The sequence below is a fragment of the Adlercreutzia sp. St.1H8 genome (assembly GCF_059728655.1).
The window spans coordinates 1,711,223-1,732,961 of record NZ_AP039376.1 but is presented as its reverse complement, the minus strand read 5'-3'; the positions used below and the strand labels follow the sequence as shown (position 1 = coordinate 1,732,961).

At 65.4% G+C, this 21,739-nt stretch carries 16 protein-coding genes, 1 tRNA gene and 1 pseudogene; 6 read left to right on the top strand and 12 right to left on the bottom strand.

The features are described 5' to 3' along the window. The first annotated feature begins 2 nt into the window (after positions 1-2). The 3 genes from AC6I0Y_RS06710 (at position 3) to AC6I0Y_RS06700 (ending at position 4,285) form a co-directional block, all read left to right on the top strand. Positions 3-2,159 (top strand): TIGR03960 family B12-binding radical SAM protein, encoded by a 2,157-nt coding sequence (locus AC6I0Y_RS06710; protein WP_497730299.1) that lies wholly within the window; start codon positions 3-5, stop codon positions 2,157-2,159. Then, positions 2,152-2,799 carry a TIGR03936 family radical SAM-associated protein gene (locus tag AC6I0Y_RS06705; RefSeq protein ID WP_497730298.1) on the top strand — a complete coding sequence of 216 codons (648 nt, stop codon included), beginning with the start codon at positions 2,152-2,154 and terminating at the stop codon, positions 2,797-2,799. The genes AC6I0Y_RS06710 and AC6I0Y_RS06705 overlap by 8 nt, the downstream gene beginning before the upstream one ends. 1,027 nt (positions 2,800-3,826) lie before the next feature. Further along, positions 3,827-4,285 (top strand): hypothetical protein, encoded by a 459-nt coding sequence (locus AC6I0Y_RS06700; protein WP_497730297.1) that lies wholly within the window; start codon positions 3,827-3,829, stop codon positions 4,283-4,285. Positions 4,286-4,585: 300 nt separating this feature from the next. On the opposite strand, the gene AC6I0Y_RS06695 is transcribed toward AC6I0Y_RS06700, so the two are convergent. The 8 genes from AC6I0Y_RS06695 to AC6I0Y_RS06660 form a co-directional block, all read right to left on the bottom strand. Continuing rightward, the gene (locus tag AC6I0Y_RS06695; RefSeq protein WP_497730296.1) at positions 4,586-7,060 is read right to left on the bottom strand and encodes a molybdopterin-containing oxidoreductase family protein; all 2,475 of its coding nucleotides are present in this window, start codon (positions 7,058-7,060) and stop codon (positions 4,586-4,588) included. 44 nt (positions 7,061-7,104) lie between these two features. Continuing rightward, a complete protein-coding gene (locus tag AC6I0Y_RS06690; RefSeq protein ID WP_497730295.1) occupies positions 7,105-7,857 on the bottom strand; it encodes a molecular chaperone TorD family protein in 753 nt (250 codons plus the stop codon). A 43-nt stretch (positions 7,858-7,900) separates the two neighbouring features. Continuing rightward, positions 7,901-8,566, bottom strand: a complete 666-nt coding sequence (locus tag AC6I0Y_RS06685) for a 4Fe-4S dicluster domain-containing protein (protein ID WP_497730294.1) — start codon at positions 8,564-8,566, stop codon at positions 7,901-7,903. A 45-nt stretch (positions 8,567-8,611) separates the two neighbouring features. Further along, positions 8,612-9,364, bottom strand: coding sequence for a DmsC/YnfH family molybdoenzyme membrane anchor subunit (locus AC6I0Y_RS06680; protein ID WP_497730292.1), 753 nt, complete (start codon positions 9,362-9,364; stop codon positions 8,612-8,614). Positions 9,365-9,407: 43 nt separating this feature from the next. Further along, positions 9,408-10,142, bottom strand: a complete 735-nt coding sequence (locus AC6I0Y_RS06675; protein ID WP_497730290.1) for a ferric reductase-like transmembrane domain-containing protein — start codon at positions 10,140-10,142, stop codon at positions 9,408-9,410. Positions 10,143-10,375: 233 nt separating this feature from the next. Then, the gene (locus AC6I0Y_RS06670; RefSeq protein ID WP_497730288.1) at positions 10,376-11,083 is read right to left on the bottom strand and encodes a response regulator transcription factor; all 708 of its coding nucleotides are present in this window, start codon (positions 11,081-11,083) and stop codon (positions 10,376-10,378) included. Between the two features lies 1 nt (position 11,084). After that, on the bottom strand, positions 11,085-12,785 hold the full coding sequence (locus AC6I0Y_RS06665) for a c-type heme family protein (protein ID WP_497730286.1): 1,701 nt from the start codon (positions 12,783-12,785) through the stop codon (positions 11,085-11,087). 157 nt (positions 12,786-12,942) lie between these two features. Next, positions 12,943-13,410, bottom strand: a complete 468-nt coding sequence (locus AC6I0Y_RS06660; RefSeq protein WP_497730284.1) for a hypothetical protein — start codon at positions 13,408-13,410, stop codon at positions 12,943-12,945. Positions 13,411-13,674: 264 nt separating this feature from the next. Here AC6I0Y_RS06660 and AC6I0Y_RS06655 point away from each other — a divergent pair, with 264 nt between their 5' ends. Continuing rightward, positions 13,675-14,136, top strand: a complete 462-nt coding sequence (locus AC6I0Y_RS06655) for a helix-turn-helix transcriptional regulator (RefSeq protein WP_497730282.1) — start codon at positions 13,675-13,677, stop codon at positions 14,134-14,136. A 26-nt stretch (positions 14,137-14,162) separates the two neighbouring features. On the opposite strand, the gene AC6I0Y_RS06650 is transcribed toward AC6I0Y_RS06655, so the two are convergent. From AC6I0Y_RS06650 to AC6I0Y_RS06635, 4 genes and pseudogenes are all read right to left on the bottom strand, one after another. Continuing rightward, positions 14,163-15,119 (bottom strand): AbaSI family restriction endonuclease, encoded by a 957-nt coding sequence (locus AC6I0Y_RS06650; RefSeq protein WP_497730280.1) that lies wholly within the window; start codon positions 15,117-15,119, stop codon positions 14,163-14,165. Positions 15,120-15,986: 867 nt separating this feature from the next. Continuing rightward, complete coding sequence (locus AC6I0Y_RS06645) at positions 15,987-16,973, bottom strand: hypothetical protein (RefSeq protein WP_236643343.1); 987 nt, start codon at positions 16,971-16,973, stop codon at positions 15,987-15,989. A gap of 63 nt (positions 16,974-17,036) precedes the next feature. Beyond that, positions 17,037-17,102: pseudogene (locus AC6I0Y_RS06640) on the bottom strand (zinc-ribbon domain-containing protein); the annotation flags it as partial. 279 nt (positions 17,103-17,381) lie between these two features. Further along, positions 17,382-17,458 (bottom strand) — tRNA-Asp (locus AC6I0Y_RS06635). Between the two features lie 1,445 nt (positions 17,459-18,903). On the opposite strand from AC6I0Y_RS06635, the gene AC6I0Y_RS06630 reads away from it, so the two are divergent. Together AC6I0Y_RS06630 and AC6I0Y_RS06625 are read left to right on the top strand one after the other, a co-directional pair. After that, positions 18,904-19,488: a MarR family winged helix-turn-helix transcriptional regulator gene (locus AC6I0Y_RS06630; RefSeq protein WP_497730278.1), complete on the top strand. Its 585-nt coding sequence runs from the start codon at positions 18,904-18,906 to the stop codon at positions 19,486-19,488. Then, positions 19,476-21,668: an ABC transporter ATP-binding protein gene (locus tag AC6I0Y_RS06625; protein WP_497730276.1), complete on the top strand. Its 2,193-nt coding sequence runs from the start codon at positions 19,476-19,478 to the stop codon at positions 21,666-21,668. The genes AC6I0Y_RS06630 and AC6I0Y_RS06625 overlap by 13 nt, the downstream gene beginning before the upstream one ends. The last annotated feature ends 71 nt before the right edge of the window (positions 21,669-21,739 follow it).

Sequence of the window (21,739 nt, the reverse complement as noted above, 5' to 3'; positions counted from 1 at the left end):
GCATGGGCGTGCCCACGACCGATTTGTGGCCACGGCTCGCGCCGCTGCTCTCCCGCGTCGAGCGCCCCGCGCGCTACCTCGATCATGAGTGGGGCGCCGCGCGCAAGGAGGAGGCGGCGCTGTCCTTCTGCATGGTCTACCCCGACACCTATGAGCTGGGCCAGGCCAACCAGGCCGTGCGCATCCTCGTGAACGCGGTGAACGCGGCTGACGGGCTTGCCGCCGAGCGCGCCTTCCTGCCCGCCGCCGACCTCATCGACCTCATGCGCGCCGAGGGGCTGCCGCTGTTCTCCCTCGAGGGCTGTGCGCCCGTGGCCGAGTTCGACGTGGTGGGCATCACGCTGCCCCACGAGCTGGCGGCCACCAACGTGCTCGAGGTGCTCGACCTGGCCGGCATCCCGCTGCGCGCGGCCGACCGCGCCGAGGACGATCCGATCGTGCTCGGCGGCGGGCCGTGTGCCTTCAACCCCGAGCCGTACGCGCCGTTCTTCGACGCCATCACCATCGGCGAGGGCGAGGAGGCCACGCCTGAGGCGCTTGCGCGCATTCGCGAGCTGCGTGCCGCCGGCGCCTCGCGTGCCGCCATCCTGCGCGCGCTGGCCGCCATCCCCGGCACCTACGTGCCCTCGCTCTACCGCTGGCGCTCCGAGGCCGAGGCGCAGGAGGCCGGCAGCTGGGCCGAGCCGCTTGAGCCCGAGGTGCCTGCGCTGGTGGAGAAGCGCGTGTTCGAGGGCTTCGCGGAAAGCGATGCCTGGGAGCCCACGGTGGTGCCCTACACCGAGGTGGTGCATGACCGGCTGAACGTGGAGGTGCTGCGCGGCTGCGCCCGCGGCTGCCGCTTCTGTCAGGCCGGCATGATGTACCGGCCTGTGCGCGAGCGCTCGGCCGACAACATCGTGGCCGCCGTGGAGCGCGGCCTGGCCGAGACGGGCTACGACGAGGTGAGCCTGACCTCGCTTTCCTCGACCGACCACTCGCAGATCGCCGAGATCCTGCGGCGGGTGAACGCCGCCTGCGACGGACGCGGCATCCGCGTCTCGGTGCCCTCCCAGCGCCTGGACTCCTTCGGCGTGGAGATGGCGGGACTCGTGGCCGGCCAGAAGAAGGGCGGGCTCACCTTCGCGCCCGAGGCCGGCACCCAGCGGCTGCGCGACGTCATCAACAAGAACGTGACCGAGGATGACCTGTTCGGCGCCATCGACGCGGCCTTCGCCGCCGGCTGGCGCCGCTGCAAGCTCTACTTCATGATCGGCCTGCCTACCGAGACCGATGACGACATCAAGGGCATCGCGAGCCTCGCGCAGCGCGCCTACGACCGCGCGAAGGCCGCCGTGCCGCCCGAGCAGCGCGGCAGCGTGCGCATGAGCGTGTCGGTGGCGGTGTTCGTGCCCAAGGCCCAGACGCCGTTCCAGTGGGACGGGCAGATCAGCCCCGATGAGGTGCTGCGTCGCGTGGGACTGCTCAAGCGCTCGGTGAAGTACAAGGCCGTGGACGTGCACTACCACGACCCCAAGACGAGCTTCGTGGAGGCGGTCATGAGCCGCGGCGGCCGCGAGGCGGCGGACTGGGTGGAGGCGGCCTGGCGCCGCGGCGCCCGCTTCGACGCCTGGACGGAGCACTTCGACGAGGCCGCCTGGCGGGCGGCGGCCGATGAGGTGGGGATCGTGCCCGAGGACGTGGCCCAGGCCCAGCGTGAGCCCGGCTACGTCATGCCGTGGGCGCACATCTCGGCCGGCGTGTCGACGCGCTTCCTGGCACGCGAGCGGAGGCGCGCGGAGGCGGGCGAGACGACGCCCGACTGCACCTTCGGGCCCTGCACGGGCTGCGGCGCGTGCCCGACGTTGGGGGTGGACAACGAGCTGGCCACGCCCCGGGTGGCGCAGACGGCCGCCGAGCGCGCGGGGGGCGGGGCGAGCGTGGAGGCGTCTGCTGCGGGCGTCGCGGGCGCCGGGACGAGTGCTGCGGGCGCTGCGGTGGCGCTGGCGCCGGGTGCGGGTGTAGGCGCCGGGGCGAGTGCTGCGGGCGCTGCGAAGGTCGGGGCGGCTGCGGAGGCGCCGACTGCGGGCGCTGCGGCTGCGGGCGCCGCGGTGGCGCCGGCGCCGGAGGCCTGCGACGCGCCCCGTGCCGGGGCGCCGGAAGGGGGTGAGGTCCGTGGCTGATCCGAGCCTGTTCCGCCTGAGGGTGGTGTTTCGCAAGGCCGGGCGTCTGGCGCTGCTGTCGCATCTCGAGGTGGCCCGCGCGCTCGAGCGCGCCGTGCGCCGCGCGGGGCTGCCCTACGCCGTGAGCCAGGGCTTCTCCCCGCATATGCGCATCGCCTTCGGCGCGGCGCTGCCCGTGGGCGTCGGCGGCGAGCGCGAGTTCTACGACCTGTTCCTCACGCGCTATGTGGCGCCGGCGAAGTGCCTCGAGGCCCTGCGGGCCGCGAGCCCCGACGACCTCATGGTGCTTGAGTGCGTCTACGTGGAGCACGCCGCGCCGGCTGCGTCGGTGGCGTTCCCGCTGAGCGCCTACCGCGCCGATCTCAGCTCGCCGGTGGGGGAGTGGCCCGTGCCCGAGGCGGTCACCGTGGTGCGCAAGAAGAAGGAGAAGCAGCTTTCGGTGGCCGACTACCTGGTAGGGGAGATGCGCCTGGCCGACGGCGGCCGCACGGTGGAGTTCGCCCTGGAGGCCAAGCCCACCGGATCGCTGCGCCCCGACAAGCTGGTGGCCGCGTGCCTCGCGCTTGTCCCCGAGGACGCCCGCCCGCACCTGACGGCCCTCACCCGCACCGCCCAGTCCGACGGCGTGGCGACGCTCTAGCGACGAGCGTCTCGATGCGAGGAGCCCCTCTCGGAGGGGCTCCTCGTGTTTGTGGGGGGGGGCGGGAGGTGAGCGGAGACGGTGTCTGGCCGGCGGGCGCCGCGGCGGCGGGCGGGGACGGCAGCGGTCGGAGCCGGTGCCGCGTACGTCAGCCGGCGGGGCCGCCGCGCTCGCCAGGGGGGCGGCGGCGCCCCACTCGCCGCTACCGGACTACCGCCGCCTGCATGAGATTACGCGCAAAGTGGCCAAAAATGACGACCTGACGACAGCTGATAGGCGATCGGTGCTTCTCGCTTCCGTAAAACCCCAGGTCAGGAAATTCCACCCTGATGACTTTCCTCGTCTTGCCACCCGAGATCGGGGAATTACGTCGTCAGGTCGTCATTTTTGGCCACTTTGCGTTCAGGCTCTGCGCGGTGGGGTGCCCTGAGTTTTTTCGGGCAACTTCCGCCAGCGGACTTCCCTTGACGCCAGCTGTCGCTATAATCCCTCCGTGAAAATCGTCTTCTGTAAACATACGGCTACGTTTATCCTTCGCTCGGGTCGATTCGATGTCCCGCGGGCCTCGGCGCGGGCCCTTCTTCGCCCTGATGGCGATCTGCTCACGGCGCAAAGGGTGTGCGACCGCGCCGACGTTCTGGGCCTTCCTGCTGACGACACGCTCCGCGTTCTCGACCTCGAGGGCGTGCGACCTCGCTCTACCCCGCGCGTCGCGTTTCATCGCTGGTCGGCACCGCTGCCGATTGCACAGCTGGTCTCGGTGGGTGCGGATGCGCTCGCGCTCGGCCCCGAGTTGTTTCTGCTCGAGATGGCGCGATGGGTTGACGAGCTGGATCTGCTCCTGCTCTGCCACGAGCTTTGCGGCGGCTATCGCATCGATCGGGGCTGTCCAGGGGGCTTTGCGGCTCGGCCGCCTCTCACCAGCGTTCGCGCGCTCGAACGCTGCGTCGAGAGAAACGCGGGTGTCTTGGGGGCAAAGCGCCTGCGCAGGGTGCTGCCCTTTGTCGGGGAGGGGTCGGAGTCTCCCATGGAGACGGCGCTTGCGCTCATCGTCGGGCTCCCCATAAGCCGCGGCGGCCTGGGCATTCCCCGGCCCGTGCATAACTATCGGCTCGATCCTGGCCGGCGCTGGCGCGGGGTGGCGGAAAAGGGGCACTACCGCTGCGACCTGTATTGGCCTGACCGATGCGTCGCCGTCGAGTACGACGGAGAGCTCTCTCATACGGGCGCCGAGCGCATCGCCGCCGACGCGCGTCGTCGCGCGGCCTTGCAGGCCATGGGGGTTACGGTGGTGAGCGTCACCCGCGATCAGCTCTATCATCCCGCGAGCTTCCAGTGCCTGGCTAGGGTGCTCAGAAGGGTGCTGAGGGTGCGCTCGAGGGTGCGCTGTTCTGACTACCAGGAGCGACAGGGTCGGCTGCGCGCGCGGGTTCTGGGCTACGAACGCGATATGAGCGATATAGCGCGCCTCATCCGCTTCGGTTAGCGGATGGGTGGGCTGAGCTCCGGCAGACGCTGTGGAACCACAGGGCGGCAGCGCGAAATCACGCGCAATGTGGCCAAAAAAGACGACCTGACGACAGTATTTCCCGGTATTGGAAGGGAGAGTCGCGAAATCCGCGAGAGCGAAAACGCGCGACCTGGAGTTTTGCGGAAGCAAGGAGCGAAGAGCACCCGCGCTTTGTCGTCAGGTCGTCGTTTTTGGCCACTTTGCGCCTGTGAATCGCATTCGGCGTCTCCGAAGGCGCACCCGTCCCGGAGGGAGAGACGGGTGCGCTAGGGGGCTCTAGGCCTCGACCTTTTCTACGGCTACGGCCTGGTCGAAGTAGCACTGATTGCGCGTCACCTGGTTATAGTCGTTGAACGAGATGGTCGCGAAGTCGCCATCGATATGCTCCCGGGTGAGGAAGCTGCGCGGGCAGTTGATGGTCTTGGGCTGCTGCCCGGCGTTGATGGTGGCCAGCAGGGTTACCGACCCGCGATCGTTGTACAGGCGAACGGTGTCGCCCTCGGCGATTCCCAGCTCCTTGGCATCGTCGGGGTTGAAGCGGGCCACCGGCTGCTTCTCGTACTCCTTCATGTAGTCCACGTCGAACCACTGGGTGTGGTTGCGCGTGCGCATGTGCTCGCCAAGTACCGAGAAGGGGTACTGCTCTCGAAGGGGGGCGGCCAAGTTGGCTTCGCGTGCCGGCTCCCAGTACAGCAGCAGGTGCTCCTTGCTTTCGTCGACGGTCTGGCCGAGGTTGTACTCGGGAACCACCGTCTCTGTCCAGAACTTGGCGCGCCCGCTCTGGTGGAAGAACCGGCCTCCTTCGAATGGATTGCTCTTGAGCTGGTTGTTGCGGGCGATTTTCGTCTCGCGGAGGGAATCATAGGTGACACCCTCCTTCTTCGCCGCAGGGCTGTCGAGCCACAGGGAGAGGTAGTCCTTCTCGGTGAAGTCGAAGAAGTCCCCATACCCCATGGCCGTGCCGATCATCTTGTAGATATCGAAGTCAGGCTTGCTCTCGTAGAGGGGGTCGATCGCCTTGTCGTTGTAGACCAGGTAGGGCATATTGTAGGAGCGTACGCGCAGATCCTCGCACTCGAACCAATGGCACGCAGGCAGCAAAATGTCGGCGTAGAGGGAAGTGTCGCTCATGGTCATTTCCTCTACGACCAGGAATTCGATCTCCTTAAGGGACTTGATGGTCTCGTTTTGCTCGGTCTGGTTAGACACGATGTTGGTGCAGGAGCAGTAGAGGCTCTTGAGCGGGAACGGCTTGCCGAGCAGCTCCTGGTCGTGGATGATGCCGTAGAGCGCCGTCCAGTTGATGTTGCGGCCCGGCCCCTGGGGCTTCTCGCCCTTCGTGCTGGGCTGGTTGATGCAGCCGGCCGAGTTGCTGACGCCGAAGCTGCCGCCGCCGGAGATGAGGCCCGAGCCGGTCCTGCCCATATTGCCGGTGATGAGCATTAGGGCGAAGATCAGGTCATAGGTGTAGATGGCGTTGAAGTAGTGGTTGAGACCCTGGTTCATGCCGGTGCAGACGGGGCCCTCCTGCCCATAGAGCCGTGCGAGCGCCTTGATGTCCTCAACCGGCGTGCCGCAGATCTCGGAGGCGCGCTCAGGCGTCCATTCGGAGATGGCCTCCACCATCATGCCCCACACCGGGCGCACCTTGAACCCCTCGATCTCCTCGGGGATGTTCTCGAGTGCAGGCTTCTCGGCCTCCTGATGCGAGCGCGGCGATTGCGTGGCCTCGTCCCACACTACCTCGGGGTCGATAACAATCTCCTTGCCGTAAGCGTTCGTGCCCGTGGTGGGAGCGACTCCCAGGTCGCTCATGCGCAGGAACTTGTTGTCGTCCTTTACCAGGAAGGGCGCCTCGGTGTGCGCGCGGAGGAACTCGGTGTCCTGCCAGCCTTGGGCGAGGATCTCGCTCAGGGCGCCGAAGACGAGCGCGCCGTCGGTGGCGGGGTGTACGGGGACGAACCAGTCGGACTTCGCCACGTTGGTGTTGTACTGGATGTCGATGGTGGTGAGCTTTGCGCCCGCATCCTTTGCGTCCAGGTACAGGTGCATCATGCGCTTGCAGGAAACGGTCGGGTTGCAGCCCCAGATGACGATGTTCTTCGCCTTGTTCCACTCGGCGGGGGAGGTGAAGGCGGCGCCGGGGCCGAACATCTTCACCATGGCCGATTGGAAGGCGATGTCGCGGTCGGGCAGGACGCTGCAGGCGCCCATGACCGTCTGGAGGTGCTGCATGACCGACCCGTCGGCAGTGCCGCCGCCAAGGACGGCCGTATTGCCGCTGCCGAGGAAGAAGGCGATGGACTCAGGTCCGAACTCCTCGGTGTAGCCCTTCCACTTGTCGGTGATCTCCTTGATGGCCTCGTCCCAGCTGATGCGCTCGAACTTGCCCTCGCCGCGCTCGCCGACGCGGCGCATGGGATACTGGAGCCGCTGGGAGCTGTAGACGCGCGCGGGGTGCGAGAGGCCCTTAGGGCAGATATGCTCGTAGAAGGGCTCGTCCGGGATGGATCCGGCGGTCGTGCGCACGATCTGCCCGTCGCGAACGTGCACGTCCAGGTAGCAGCCCTGGATGCACTGGGAGCGGCAGGCACCGGAGTAGATGGTGGTCTCGGGCGCGGCGTCGCCGGTCTTGGCGAGATTCGACGCCTGGGGGGTGCACCCGGCCAGGGCGCCCGCAGCGCCGAGGGCGGCCGCGCCCTTGATGAAGCTCCTTCGGGTGAAGCGATGCGGAGTTGCTTGCTCGGTCATGAAAGTCTCCTTTCCTCGATTCTCGTCGAGGTCACGGGTTTACGTCAGCGGGAGGTTTGCGTCGACGGCGCGGTGAGCATCCTGTGGTCGTCCAGCAGCCGGGCCACCTGGGCGCCCCAGGCGCTCAGGCCCGTGCGAAAGCGGACGGCGTCTTCGTCTGCCAGGCCGTCGTCTGCCAAGGCGCGGGCTTTCTGCGCTGTGACACAGAGAAAATCGGGAAGCCACCTCATCAGGTGCTCCTCGATAAAGAGCTGCGCGCGGTGTCTCCAGGCCCCCGCGGCATCGAGGTCGTCCTCCATCAAGGCAGCCGCCTCGCTTCCCAGCAGGAAGGAGAGGAACGCCGCCTCGTTCCAGATGCTATCGCAGGGCTCGGTGCGCGCATCCGCCGGCATGACGCCGGCCTCGCGCATCTGCGCTTCCACGGCGATGGTCACGGGGGATCGGAACAGGCCGGGCTCTCCCTCGTGCCCGCTGGCGACGAAGCGGAAGGCCGACTCGTAGGGAAACACTGCCACCCCGTCGGCTTGGCGTACGTGCAGCAGGGAGTGGGTGCGTCGCAGGCTGGCGGCAAGCGTCGCGGCGTCGCGGCCGGTGAGGGCCTCCCAGTCGGCGCACGCCGCCTCGCCCGCGGCATCGTCGATCTGGGCGTCAGCCAGGCAGGCGCGGGCGTCTGCCGTGAGCGAGCCGTCGCAGAGGGCCGCTGCGAGCGCCTCATCGGGGAAGGCCGTGGCCGCGCAGAGCAGCTCGCAGGCGTCTGCGAGCCCTATGATGCGGCGAAGCTCCCGTTCCTCGGTCATGAGTCCTCCTCGTGCTCGTGCGATCACCTGGTAGGGCGTCGTCTTACAGCAGGTAGTACACGTTGGGGTCGGTGCCGGCGCTCTCGCGCAGCTTATGGTAGTCGCGCCCTTCGATGGCCTTGGAGACGGCGGATTCGGGGTCGTCCAGGTCTCCCCAGAAGCGAGCGCGGCCCATGCACAGCTGCATGCAGGCGGGAACCTCTCCCCGGTCGACGAGGTTCTTGCAGAACGTGCATTTCTCGACAGTGCCGGCCTCGTGGACGGGGGCGTCGTATTCGCCAACCGTCACGTCGAGGTAGTATTCCGGCTCGTTCTCGTTCATGGAACGCACGCCATCGTAGGGGCAGGCCATGATGCAGGCGGCGCAGCCGATGCACAGTTCATTGTCCACCCAGACGATGCCGTCCTCGCGCTTCTGCGTGGCGCCGGTGGGGCACACGCGCAGGCAGCTCGGATTCTCGCAATGCTGGCATTGCACCGGTAGGAACTCGAGCACGCAGTGGGGGAAGGTGCCGCCGGCGTTGTCGTTGGCAACGGCGCCGCGTACCACGGCGGTGCCAAAGTCGGCATCCCAGTCACGGTCGGTTTTGGTGTACACCACGTTGTAGACGATGTCTTTGGGCAGGTTGTTGGCAATCTTGCAGGCAGTCGCGCAGGCTTGGCAGCCAACGCAGCGCTTCAGATCGATGGCCATTCCGTAGCGGGTCATGGTAAATCGTTCCTCCTTCGTATTGAGGGCTTTCCGCTGATGCGCCTAGATAATGCTGGCAGCGTAGAAGGCCCAGCGGGCGAGGCAGGTGCCGATGAGCGCGCAGGCGATGAGGGCGCCCGCCTGCCAGGCGGCCGGCTTCTTGGCGGCGACGACCGCCACGGCGGCACCGGCGAGGGTCACCGCGAGGCCGGCGTAGAGCAGCGCGGCGCCCTGGCCGACGGAGCCGAAGTGCAGGCCCGTGAGCAGCATGGTCGCGGCGCTCACGGCCAGCACGACGGCGGCGGTCAGCGCAAAGGGGCGCTTCTCAAGCGCGCCCTTGGACAGGACGGCCCAGAGCGCCAGGCCCATGGCGATGTCGCCTGCCACGAACAGCGGCACGGTGGTCCAGTTGGCCCAGGCGGCGGTGCCGACGTTGGTTACGTAGGCGAAGCCCATGACGAACGCCATGATCAGGCTGACCCCAGCCGCGATCCAGGTGAGGGCCCGCGGTGCCTCGCCCTTGCGCCAGCTCATGACGAGCAGCGCGAGCAGCAGCACGCCCAGCACGATGCCGCAGTAGGCCTCCTGGGCGATGCCGGCCGCGGGGTTGCGCAGCGCCAGCAGGAACAGCGCCGGCTTCTTCAGGTGGAAGAGCACGCCGAGCATGCCCACACCCAGCAGCACGAGGGCCGTGAGCGGCGCGAGCCAGGGTCGGGTCGGCTTCTCGGCCGGCGGGAAGGCCGCCATGGCCATGACGAGGCCGGCGGAGAGGCCGCCGAGCGTCGTGAAGATAAAGAGCGGGAATTCGGAAATCATGAAGCACCATCCTTCGGATTGTGAGGGTTTCACCGGCGGGCGCTCAGGCAGCCCGCAGCTCGGAGTCGTCTGACGCGGGCTTGTCGCCCCCTGCCCTTGCGGCGTCGTCCGCTCGCCGGTCGGCCAGCGCTCGCGCTCCCCGTGCGGCGAGGTAGGCGAGGAGCACGGCGGCGTAGGCCAGCGCCCCCTCTCCGGCCGCGATGCCTCCGCTCAGCGCCGAGGGCAGGAGCATGAGCAGCGCGTGGACGCAGGCCAGCACGAAGAACGCGTAGGCCAGCCTCTGCACGCGCTTCCAGCGCGTTGGCCCCATGGCCCGCTTGACGCGCTGGGCCGAGGTGACGCCCAGGACGGCGAGCAGCGCTGTCAGCACGAGGGCGGCCAGGAGTCCCGCAGCCACGGTCGGGCTCGCCAGGGCGCCGGCGATGGCGCGGGGGACGTAGGAGGCGGCGTAGCCGATGACGTGACCGACGCACAGGAGGCAGGCCACGATGGACACTTCGGCGCGGATGGGGCGCAGCCAGCGGCTGAGTCGCGAGCCCGGCGGCAGCGCGCCGATGAACATGACGACGGTGAACAGCGCCATGGCCACGTAGCAGCGTTTGACGAGCACGAGCAGGGCGAGGTCGATCGGCTTGGGCAGCCCGAGCGACGCGGAGGCGAGCTGCGTCACGACGGCGGCGACGGCCAGCGCGTAGAAGGCGATGGGCCAGCGCCTGATCGGCTCGCGGAGGGCGACGCAGGCGGCGAAGGCCAGGACGAGCGTCAGGATGAACGGCATGGGTCGCGACCTCCCTCCTCGAAGATAGCAGGCTTCCCTTGGGTCATGAGGCCCTCCTCTCTCTTCGTTTCCCCTGGAGAAGAGGTTACGGGCCGGTAACGGTAATAGCCATGCACGGACGATAAGGCTTTGCTAATCATTTGCTTAAGGCGCGGTTAACGCCCAGGTCAGGCCGGTGAGGTCGGCCGCGCTTGCCCGGCGGGCCCGCATCCGGCGTTTGCCGTGGCGGCCCTCTACAGCGCGTCGGTCATCTTGTAGCCCACGCGTGGAACGGTGAGCAGGTACTTCGGCTCGCTCGGGTTCTCCTCGATCTTCTCGCGTATCTTGCGCACGAAGACGGTGATGGAGTTCGACTTGGCATCAGCCTCGCCGTCGCCCCAGATGTACTCCTGGATCTGCCCGCGGGTGAACACCTTGCCCGGATAGGTGGCCAGAAAGGCGACGATCTCGAACTCCTTGGCCGTGAGGTTGGCGGGCTTGCCCTTGACGAGCACCTGGTAGGCGTCGAAGCGGATCTCCAAATCGCCGATGGAGGTCGTGCCCTCGCGCACGGTGCAGCGCGAGAACTCGATGGCGTCGCGGCGCCGGCGCAGGTGGGCCTCGATGCGCAGGAGCAGCTCGGCGATGTCGAAGGGCTTGGTCACGTAGTCGTCGCCACCAGCGCGAAACCCGATGGACTTGTCTACGATGTCGCTCTTCGCCGACAGGAAGATGATGGGCATCTCGCGCTCGCGGGCGCGGATGCGCCCGCACAGGTCGAACCCGTTCATCCCTGGCAGCATGATGTCGAGCAGCAGCAGATCGGGCTTCGCCGTCTCGAGCAGGGCGAGTCCCTCCTCGGCATCACGCGCGCCGCAGTAGGCGTAGCCCTCATGCTCAAGCGCCTTGCGGATGGCGCCGTGGATGCTCCCCTCGTCGTCGATGAGCATGACCTTGAACACGTTATCCCACCTCCTGGCCGGGACGGCTTTCCCCGTCTTCCTCGTCAAGCGCCACCGCCAGGCACGCCGGCACGCGCAGCGTGAACGTGCTGCCGACGCCCGGGTGGCTTGAGACCTCCACCGTAAAGCCCTGGAGCAGGGCGTACTCTCTCACGAGCGCGAGTCCGAGCCCGCTGCCCTTGAACCGTCGCGTGGAGGCGCAGTCCACTTGGACGAAGCGGTCGAAGATGCGGTCCTGATCCTCCGGTGCGACGCCGATGCCCGTGTCCTCCACCTGGACGAGCACGTCCCCCGTCTCGGCCTCGACCGAGGCGCTCATGCGCACGCTGCCGCCGTCGGGGGTGAACTTGATGGCGTTGGTGACCAGGTTCTCCAGCGCACGGTGCGTCTTGTCGTAGTCGCCGTAGACGAGCGGCACGTCGGCGGCCACCTGGGCGCTGAACACGAGGTGGGCGTTCTCTGCCAGCGGCCAGGCGTCCTCCTGCGCGGCTGCCACCAGGTCGCCCAGGTCGATGGGCTCGCAGGCCAGCGACTCGCGCCCGGCGTCAAGCCGCGCGATGTCGAGCAGGTTGTTCACCATGTCGAGCAGCACCAGGCTGCTCTTGCGCACCTCATCCCATGCGTGCCAGCTCTCCGACCCCTCGCCGCAGGAGCCGAGCGAGAGGTGCGTGGTGGCCAGGATGGCGGTGAGCGGGGTGCGCAGCTCGTGGCTCACCATGGAGAGCATGTCAGTCTTGAACTGCGACTCCTCGGCGAGGCGCTGGCCGAGCGCCTCCAGCTGGTCGCGCTGGCGCTCGAGGGCGAGGTTCACCTGCTGGAGGTCGCGCGTGCGGTCGGCCACCTTCTCCTCCAGACCGGCGTACAGGGCGGACAGCTCGCGCGCCATGGCGTTGAACTGGCTGATGAGCTGGGCCATCTCCCGCGCGCGCGATGAGCTGGCCACCTGGCGCGGGTATCCGCCGGCTTCCACGCTCGAGGCCATCTTGATGAGGCCCACCGGCCGCAGCACGAAACGCGCCGTCACCACGTAGACCACCGCGCCGATGGCCAGGATGAGGAAGGCGAAGAAGGCCACGTCGCGCAGCACGTTGTTGAGCAGCGAGGAGCTCGCGCGCTCCGCCGGGATGCTGATGGAGATGGCGCCGCCGACCGAGCCGATCGTCCAGCCCTCTTTGTCGTGGCCGGTGATGTCGATCTCGCCCACGGGCTCGCCGTGGCATTCCAGGCAGCTCTCGTCCACCTCGAGCGCGCGAACGTAACGGAACTGCGGGACGTCGTCTTCGACTACCGTGTCGTAGTACTCGGTGACGGAGCGGTCCTCGTGGAAGGCGTTGAGCGCCGCGGTCTCGAACTCGTCGGGGCGATCGTGGACGCGCCGCGGGTTGAGGTTGGTGTAGCGGATTGAGTAGTCGTTGTTTGCCGAGAAGATGGCCCCGATGCTCTTGCCGACGATGGCGCAGTGAAGGCCCTTGAACTCGTAGGTGCCGTCGGAGGTGTAGTTGATGGTGTCCTGGGAGGTCTCCATGAACTTCCACACGGCGTCCATCTCCCGCGCGAAGGTGCGCGCCTCCTCGACCATGGAGGCCTCGGTGTCGCGGCGCTGGGTCTCCACGTCGAATACGACGAAGACCGCCATGGCCGCAAGCGACACGACGGAGAGCGCGAGGAAGTAGATGGCGCGAAGCCCCAGCTTGCCCCTCACCGCCGACCTCCTCCCCCGTGGGCTCGACCAGATACAAGTTAAGGCACCAGTCTAGCGTACGAAGGGGAGACGCCGCTGCGTGCTGGCTAAGGTTTCGCTAACTTTTGGATTAACAAACCATTAACTCCCTGATGGGGCTGGTCGTCGTGCGGATACCCTAGGCGCTGAAGTGGGAGCGATGGGGGCTCAGGGGGCGGGCGTCGCCGTGGAGGCAGTGGGCGAGGAAGGTGATGCCCGCGAAGGCGAGAGCCACGCCGAGCCCCGTGTAGAAGAAGGCGATGAACCACGGCGGCACGAGCCCGAAGCTGCGCAGCGCGATGCCGCCGCCCATCATGACGGCCATGATGAGGTAGCCCTTCGCATCGAAGAAGCGGTGGATGCCCTGAGGTTCGGCGTAGGCGCGGATACGCGCGACGTGCTTAGCGACGAGGGGCTGAAACACCCGGGAGTGGAACAGCGTGAACACGGCGAGCGCGCCGGCTGCGAGCAGCGCGACCATCCACCACGGGGCGGTTCGGCCCTCCTGGATGAGCGCCTGGATCCCCAGCGTCGTGATGCTCGTGCCGGCGGCCATCCACACCGCCGCCGCTATTCCCAGAAGTCCCTTAGGTCCCACTTTCGGCATGATCGCTCCTTGGCTCGTGCTCGCTTTCCTCCCGTACCCTAGCACTCCGCGCCGGGAGAGGGAAGGAGCGAGACGGTAACAGCGGGCCCGCGGTCGCGGAGCCGCCTTCGTCGTGCCGCATTACCTCGCACGGCTGCGTGCTCCCTCCCTTTAGCATGGTCGCGATCCTCTGTTAACTTCCGTTGCTTGCCCTTCGGCCGCGGAGGTCATAGGGTAGGGGAGACGATCGAGGCGAGGCGAGGGCGGGAAGGCGGGTGAGCTGCCATGATGGGGGAGGCCGTCAGAAAGGCGCGGACGGAGGCGGGGCTGTCCCAGCAGGAGCTGGGGGAGCGGCTTCGCGTGGTACGCCAGACGGTGTCGAAGTGGGAGAAGGGCGCGTCGGTTCCCGATGCGGACCTGCTGGTGGCGTGGAGCGGGTTTCGTTTCGCCACTGACTATTTGGCTCCCCAGGATCAGCATGCCATCTACCTCGACTACGAGATCAACGGCCGCAAGGGCCAGGCTCAGATCTGGCTCGACTCCCACGACCAGTCAGTGACGAACGGCTACGCCCTGGACGAGGGCCCGCTGTCCGACGCCGTCCTTTCCGGCATCGAGCACTCAACGCTCGCCGGCTTCCTCGGCAAGCCGAACAGCGCCCTCATGCTGATGAACGCCTTCGAGATAGCCGGCGAGTCCCAAGGAGGCAGGGTCACGAGCGTGTCGGCCTACGACTACGAGTACTGACGAGGGAGGGGTGGATTGCCGGCATCCTAGCGCGGCGTCTCGTCCTTGAGCTCGCGTAGCTCCATGGGTGTGTCGCCCAAGATGCGAAAAGTGTCACTTACCCTGTGCCATACCCGATACATCTCTTCTCCCCGTTTTATGAACGAGTCTTTCCCGCTCATCTCGAACACTCCGATGAAGCGGTAGCCGGATGCCCTCAGAACCGGATCGCGCACGAAGGGAATGACGACTCGCCTCACGGGCTCGCTCTCGGGTAGATCGCGTCCGTCGATGTTTCGCTCGTACAGTTCGCTGCCGTCTTCCTTGAGCTGGTTCATCCAGCCGCGGGTGCTGGACCCGTCAACGGAGATCTTAGGGAACCATGCCATGAGCTTTCCCGAATACTGCTTGGAGAAAGCACCGCGTGGAACGAAGAAAGCGCGCTGCTGGAACGAGTAGTCAGTGTCAAACAGGAGATTACTTGCGTCTGTGATGGTGCGGAATGAGATGCCGTCCGCCACGGCTATCTCCTTCTTGCCTCGAAGGAGCTCTTTTGGCGTCAGCTCGGGATTCCACGCCTTCAGCTGCCCACGGCTCTCGAGCTTGGAAGCCTTGTCCTTGAGCGCCGCAACGGCTCTCTCGATATCCTGCAGTGCGAGGTCGTAGTCCGGGCCGCCGCTCTCTCGGCAAACGCGTACATGATACGGAGTGTAGTCTCCGGCCTCGATGGCCGAGAGGACGTCGATGAGTTCGGCTTCGCGTTCTCCGTCTGCCTTCGCCTGCCTCTGATGATGCCCCTCATCGCATTCGATGCCGATGTTGAGCTGCGGGAAGTAGAGGTCGATGAATCGTCGCGCATCAGCATGGTTTCTCACATATTGCTGCGAGACTGGCTGGATGTCATCGCGACCAAGCCGGTTCCAGATAGCGTTGATGACGAAGTTCTCATAGTCTTTACGGTTGGTTCGCGAAAGCGTTTTCGCAAGGTAAGTCAGCTTGTCCATCGCAGAGTCCCCCCAAGGCCATTGCCGGCTGAGTACCGTTTGCGCCATTTCCCAATGACGCCTCGTTGATCTATGCTGACGCATGGATTGACGCTTATTTTAAGAGAACAAAGAGAGCAGTTCATATTGTGGGGGCGGATCCCGATAGGGCTCTGGGGCTTTTCGAACGCGCGATAACGGTCGGAGATAGGCGGGCCCGCGAGGCTGGAGAAAAGAAAAACGCCCCCCCCCCTCAGGGCGGCGAATGGATTTTTATGGCGGGATGTACGAGACTTGAACTCGCGACCTCCGACGTGACAGAACGGACTTCTGATACTATCGAATTTTTATCCTCACCGTTAAAACCATGAGTCAAATACTTCCAAAGATATTATCGTTGATTTCGATTCAAGTAATAAATATGATCTCTGAACTGGTGTTTTACGAACACACAAGAGACAACTTGAAACTTTGGGATTCGCCTATAGAAATATTTGAATGATCAAAACTTGCTCGCGCACCCAATCTACCCATAACGAATAAGCCGATTTAGACGTTTAAGCGGTTTAAGCCTTGTGGAGCCAGCCCTATTTTCAGACCTATTTTTCGATTGACTTCAAAACGCAGACCAAAAGCAGGCTCATTTTCAAATAAAAATACAATGAGCTGCTCGATAACACAATGCAGCACTAGCGCTGAAGCCTTTCCATAAGAAAGCCAGCAGCTTTGGAAAAGCTCTTTGTTTTAATGCCTACCACAACAAAGCCACCTACCCCTACGGCGACCCCACCAGCATACTTCGCACCATCTTTGGCTACATCACGATGATGCTGGCAAACTGGGAGCTTATAACTCGATGGTAGTTCACATTTGCAAACTAGGCAGTGTTTAGTTTTCGGTTGTTGATCCATTTACGTCATCCGTTTCGTCTATGTCATCCGGCAGAGAGGAATCGCCTTCATTTAGCAGGCGTGAACTGGAAGTATCGAGCTGCTTGAAGGCGCTTGTCATATCTGTTGCAATCTGATGGAAGCCATCAACTATATCTGGGCGCTTCACGCCTGATTGGGAGTTGATTTCGAGCAATAGATCACGACTGCTCAGTTTATTTTCGTTCATAAACGAGGATAACTGCCTCAGGCATTCCTGTGCAGCTCCCGGCTCGTCCAGCAGCGTGTATGCCGCATATTCGCTTCTTGCCATCAGAGCGATACTGGTGAGCTCAGCTAGGGCAGTGTTCGCATTATTGGCCTTTGTTTTGGTGGATCCTTCTTTAAGCTGCGATATGCGAAGAGCCAGATTTGCTTGTAGGCGACAACGTGCCTCTGTTGCCGAGCTCGCTATGTTGAGCAATTGCATTTCTCTAAGACGAGAATCTTCTAACCGAACTGTTTGCTGCAGCTTGAGCCAAACGCTCTCTGCCTCAGCGATGCGATCCGCGTGGTTCTCCAATCGCAGCGCTTCCACATTCGCCGCAACCTCTTTTATTTCGCTGAGGACCTGCGCCATAGTTAGCTGCATTTGTAGGCTAATCAAAGATGGAGCAACATCAACTGGGACATCTTCAATCTTCAGACGAACCATTTCATAAACCCGATTTGTATCTGGATCGCGCAATTGTGGCATAATGCGTCCCTGTTTGTCAGGTTTCAGTACGAGTTCGCCTTTCTTCATGAGCTCTTTAGCGGCTTTGGTGAAGTCGGCAGTGTATTTCACCTCCCCTCGAGCCATCATGTTTTTTATCGCCTCATAAATCGAAGGGAATAGACGCGAGGCGTTATCAGCATTGGAAATAAAGTCTACGAGTTTTCTGTTAGTGTCTTCAGAGAACAGCATTAGACCATTCTGCATGACGTCCGCTTCCGGAACTGCCAAGATGATAGGCTCTTTTGTAGACGCAAGATGTTTGATTGGAACCAGCTCACTCGAAGCGCGGAAGCCACAATGAGGGCAAACGAGAGCGCCATCGGAAATCTTCGAATGGCATTCGGGACATCTTGACATACTGCGACCTTTCTCAAACAAACACATTATACGTGCTGAGTTAGATCAATATACTATGTACGGCACTCAATGCTCCGTATTTCCGTTAAGACAACCTCTGGCAAGACCCATCAGAGTTCTAACGGATTTCGCTCATAAATTAGAACGAATGGGCCGATTTACTGATCTAGCCTTGTGGAGTCAGCCCAAATAGACCTAAAAACAGACCTATTTTGTATTTTTCGGAACCAGATAATAAAAAAATCAGGAGCCAAAAATGGCTCCTGATTTGGTGTTAGATGGCGGGATGTACGAGACTTGAACTCGCGACCTCCGACGTGACAGGCCGGCGCTCTAACCAACTGAGCTAACACCCCGTGCTTTCGCAGCTCGTATAGTATACGCAGCTCCCCAAACGGATGCAAGAACTATTTTGGAAATTTTTTCGACACCGACGATGGGGGGGGGAGGCGGAGGCGCCAATGCGGGAGCGGTTGGGCAGAGGGCTGAAGGCGTGTTCGAAGGCGGCCGTGGCCGTTTCTGGCCATTTTTCCTATGGTTTACGCAAATAGCGACCCTGGTCGGTGCCAAGCGACACCCTGTCACTGATGTTTCTCCAGGTCAGTGTAATTGCCCCAACATCACCTGACTGATCAACAGCGTAAAACGTAGTGAAATTGGCCAGAAACTTGCGAGGGGGTGTCGGTTTCTCGCCGGGCGGGGTCTTGGCGGCCGCCGGGGGGGGGGCGGATGTTTCATCGCGTTGGATGGCGGGCGTTTCGGCCTGCCGGAGTGCTCGCTCCTTTTGCGGCTGCACCGCAGGGCTCGCGTGCTCCGGAGCGCGGGATACGGGGGGGCGGTGCTCGGTCGCTCCGGCCCTGTTGCCTCACGGCGGGCCGTTTCGCTATTGCAGACACCTGCTCCTATCGCCTGCCTGACGGCTCGGCGCCCCTGCTGCCGGTTCTCGCTGTGGATCGGTCCCGCCCGCTCCGCAGCAGGGCGCCTCGCCCCGTCACCTCTCCTTCCGCAGTAGGGCGCCCTGACGCCCCTCCGTCCCGTGGCGAACCAGGCACCCCCCCCCGCAGCGCTCGCCCCGCTTCCGCCGTCTGCCTGGCGTCTCGCCCCGCCGCCCGCTTCCGCCGCTCACCTGGCGGTTCGCCCCCACCCCCGCAGCGCCCGCCTCTGCCGCCCCGCCCGGTGGGCTTGCGGAGGGGGGCGGGCGCGAGGGGATGCGGCATGCGGGTGGCGAGTTGGAGGCGCGTTTGAAGGCGGCTGCGGCTGTTTCTGGCCATTTTCCCTATGGTTTACGCAAGCGGGAGTCCCGATTGGCGCCAAACGCCAAGGCCTTCTCAGCGTTTTCCCAGGTCAGTGGAATTAGCCCATTGCCGCGAGGTCGTTCGGCAGCGTAAAACGTAGCGAAAATGGCCAGAAACTTGCGATGGGACGCCAAGTTCCTCATCGGATGGGTCTTGGGGCGCTCGCTGGGCGCTGTCGCGTCGGATGGCGGGCGTCCCCCTCTGCTTCTGGAGCCCCCGCCGCCTGCCTTCGCCATGTCGTGGGGCCCGCCCGACTCCTGCCCGCTGTCCTCCGCTTGCTCCGCGGTGATCCGGGCGCCTCCGGAACCTCCCCCCGCTTCCGCCGCTCACCTGGCGTCTCGCCCCTCCCGCAGCGCCCGCCCTGTCCCCGCCGCCCCGTCCGGCGGGTGCCGTTTCGGTGACGGGCGGGGGAGGGCGTTGCCCTGCGGGGCGTCTTCGGTTAGTTTAGTGACTAAACTATTTAGCGGCCGAAGACGACGGCTGCCTGCGAGGACGGAGCGTCGCCCATGGAGAGAACCATCGAGACGATGAAGGTTGAGTTCCTCGACCTCATGCGCAAGCTGCATCGGGCGGGCCCGCCTTGGATGCCCGACTGCGAGGGCCTCACGCCCAACCAGGCCCGCGCCCTGCACCTGCTCTACGTGATGGAGTCTGCCGCCGACGGCGCGGGGGCGCGCCCGGGCAGCTTGGCGCACCACCTGGCCGTGTCGCCCTCGGCGCTCTCCCAGGTGGCCAGGGTGCTCGAGGAACGGGGACTCGTCACGCGTGGGCGCGGCTCAGGTGATTTCCGCGCGGTGTCGCTGCGCCTCACCCCGGAAGGCATCGCGCTCGCCCGCAAGCTCGACAGCGCCTTCACCGCCCGGATGCGCGAGCTCGTGGACTACGTGGGCCCTGAGCTCTTCTCCCAGATGATGGACGGCGTGGCGAAGGTGGTCGAGTTTCGCCTGGCCGAGGGCGCGGTCGATCGCGCCCCTGGCTCCCCGCTCCGCTGCCCGTGCGTCGCCCTCGCCGACGACCCGGAGCCGCACGTCGGCGTCGAGGCGCCCGGGCCCCGCGTCGCGGGCGGGGAGGAGGCGGGATGCACCTGCTAGGCTACTTCCGCGCGCACAAGGCGGCCGTGGTCGTCGTGCTCGTGCTCCTCATCGCCCAGGCCTTCGCCGACTTGGCGCTGCCCAACCTCACCTCCCAGATCGTGGACGTGGGCATCCAGCAGTCGGGCGTGGAGTCGGTCGCCGTCGACGAGATGACCGAGCGCACCTTCGAGCTGGCCTGCGCCTTGAGCCCCGCTGACGACGAGGCGCTCTTGCGCGCCTCCTACGACCGCACCGACGCGGGCACCTGGGTCCTCAACGGCGAGGGCCGCGCCCATCGCGCCGACCTTGAGCGCACCCTCGCGCTGCCGCTCGTGGCGGCCCACGCGGGCGACGCGCTGCCTGCCGGCTCGCTCGACCAGCTCATGGAGGCTTATCGCGCCGGCGTCGTGGACAAGCAGCGCGTCCTCGAGCTGGCGGATGCGGCCCGTGCGCAGATGGGGGAGGCGTCTGGGCTCCTCGACCAGCAGGCGCTCGCCGCCGCCCGCGCCGAGTATGAGGACGCGGGCTACGACCTCGCCGATCTGCAGATGAGCTTCCTCCTGCGCACCGGCGGACTCATGCTCGGCCTGGCGGCGGCGAGCATGGCGCTCTCCGTCTGCGTGGGGCTGGTGGCGGCGCGCACGGGCGCGCGCATCGGCTATGAACTGCGCTCCCGCCTGTTCACGCGCGTGGTATCGTTCTCCGAGGGCGACATCGGGAAGTTCTCGGCCGCCTCGCTCATCACCCGCGGCACCAATGACGTGCAGCTCATCCAGAACGTGTCGGTCATGCTCCTGCGCATGGTGCTCTCCGCGCCGGTGCTGGCGGTGGGCGGCATCGTCATGGTGATGACCACCAACGCGTCGATGGGCTGGATCATCGTGGTGGCCATCCTGTGCGTCTTCGCCGTCATCGGCGTGGTGTTCAAGGTGGCCATGCCCAAGTTCAAGGCGATGCAGCGGCTCATCGACCGGGTGAACCTGGTGGCGCGCGAGATGCTCACCGGCATGCCGGTCATCCGGGCCTTCGACCGCCAGCCCTACGAGGAGGAGCGCTTCGACGAGGCCTCGACCCGCCTCATGCGCACCCAGCTGTTCACCAACCGCGTCATGACCTTCATGATGCCGGCCATGATGCTCATCATGAACGCCACGTCGGTGGCCATCGTGTGGGTGGGCGGCCGCTACGTGGACACCGGCGTCATCCAGACCGGCGACCTCATCGCCTTCATCACCTACGCCATGGTCATCATCATGAGCTTCCTCATGCTGGGGATGGTGTCGATCATGCTGCCGCGCGCCGACGTGGCGGCCGAGCGCGTGAACGAGGTGCTCGCCGCCGAGCCGGCCGTGCGCGACCCGGAGCCGGCCCGCGGCGAGCAGGCCGTGGCGCGCTTGGAGGCCACGGCGGCGGCGCGGGTGGCGTCTGGCGGCCCGCGCGGCGCCGAGATCGCGTTCCACGACGTGTCCTTCGCCTACGCCGACTCCGACGAGTGCGTGCTCGAGTCCGTGAGCTTCACGGCGCGTCCGGGCCAGACCCTCGCCATCATCGGCTCGACCGGGTCGGGCAAGTCTACCATCGTCAAGCTCATCGAGCGCTTCTACGATGCGACGGCCGGCACGGTCACCGTGGACGGCGTGGACGTGCGCGACCTGCCGCAGGCCGCGCTGCGGACCCAGCTGGGCTACGTGCCCCAGAAGGCGTTCCTGTTCAGCGGCACCATCGAGACGAACGTCGCCTACGCCGATGCGGCCATGGGCGAGGAGCGGGTGGAGCGCGCGCTCGCCTGCGCCCAGGCCCTCGGGTTCGTGAACGAGCGCGAGGACGGCGTGGACGCGGCAGTGGCCCAGGGCGGCTCCAACGTCTCGGGCGGGCAGCGCCAGCGCCTGGCCATCGCCCGGGCGCTCGCCGCCGATGCGCGGGCCTACCTGTTCGACGACTCGTTCTCGGCGCTCGACTACCAGACCGACGCGGCCCTGCGCCAGGCCATGGCCCATGACCTGGGAGACGTCACCCAGGTCATCGTGGCCCAGCGCATCTCGAGCATTCGCCATGCGGACTGCATCGTCGTGCTTGACGAGGGGCGCGTGGTCGGCCAGGGAACGCATGACGAGCTCATGACGAGCTGCGAGGAGTACCGAGAGATCGCCTATTCCCAGCTCTCGGCCGAGGAGCTGGAAGGGGGTGATGCCGCATGAGCCTGAGACGCGCCGACCCTGCCAAGCTCGCCGAGCGCGCCGCCGAGGCCGCGGCCCCCACGCCAGGCGCG

Excerpts from the sequence above, each read along its gene's own strand:
- AC6I0Y_RS06650 (WP_497730280.1), bottom strand. The coding sequence starts at position 15,119 with ATGGACAAGCTGACTTACCTTGCGAAAACGCTTTCGCGAACCAACCGT.
- AC6I0Y_RS06700 (WP_497730297.1), top strand. The coding sequence starts at position 3,827 with ATGGAGACGGCGCTTGCGCTCATCGTCGGGCTCCCCATAAGCCGCGGC.
- AC6I0Y_RS06680 (WP_497730292.1), bottom strand. The coding sequence starts at position 9,364 with ATGATTTCCGAATTCCCGCTCTTTATCTTCACGACGCTCGGCGGCCTC.
- AC6I0Y_RS06690 (WP_497730295.1), bottom strand. The coding sequence starts at position 7,857 with ATGACCGAGGAACGGGAGCTTCGCCGCATCATAGGGCTCGCAGACGCC.
- AC6I0Y_RS06625 (WP_497730276.1), top strand. The coding sequence starts at position 19,476 with ATGCACCTGCTAGGCTACTTCCGCGCGCACAAGGCGGCCGTGGTCGTC.
- AC6I0Y_RS06675 (WP_497730290.1), bottom strand. The coding sequence starts at position 10,142 with ATGCCGTTCATCCTGACGCTCGTCCTGGCCTTCGCCGCCTGCGTCGCC.
- AC6I0Y_RS06695 (WP_497730296.1), bottom strand. The coding sequence starts at position 7,060 with ATGACCGAGCAAGCAACTCCGCATCGCTTCACCCGAAGGAGCTTCATC.
- AC6I0Y_RS06630 (WP_497730278.1), top strand. The coding sequence starts at position 18,904 with ATGGAGAGAACCATCGAGACGATGAAGGTTGAGTTCCTCGACCTCATG.
- AC6I0Y_RS06710 (WP_497730299.1), top strand. The coding sequence starts at position 3 with ATGGGCGTGCCCACGACCGATTTGTGGCCACGGCTCGCGCCGCTGCTC.
- AC6I0Y_RS06685 (WP_497730294.1), bottom strand. The coding sequence starts at position 8,566 with ATGACCCGCTACGGAATGGCCATCGATCTGAAGCGCTGCGTTGGCTGC.
- AC6I0Y_RS06660 (WP_497730284.1), bottom strand. The coding sequence starts at position 13,410 with ATGCCGAAAGTGGGACCTAAGGGACTTCTGGGAATAGCGGCGGCGGTG.
- AC6I0Y_RS06655 (WP_497730282.1), top strand. The coding sequence starts at position 13,675 with ATGATGGGGGAGGCCGTCAGAAAGGCGCGGACGGAGGCGGGGCTGTCC.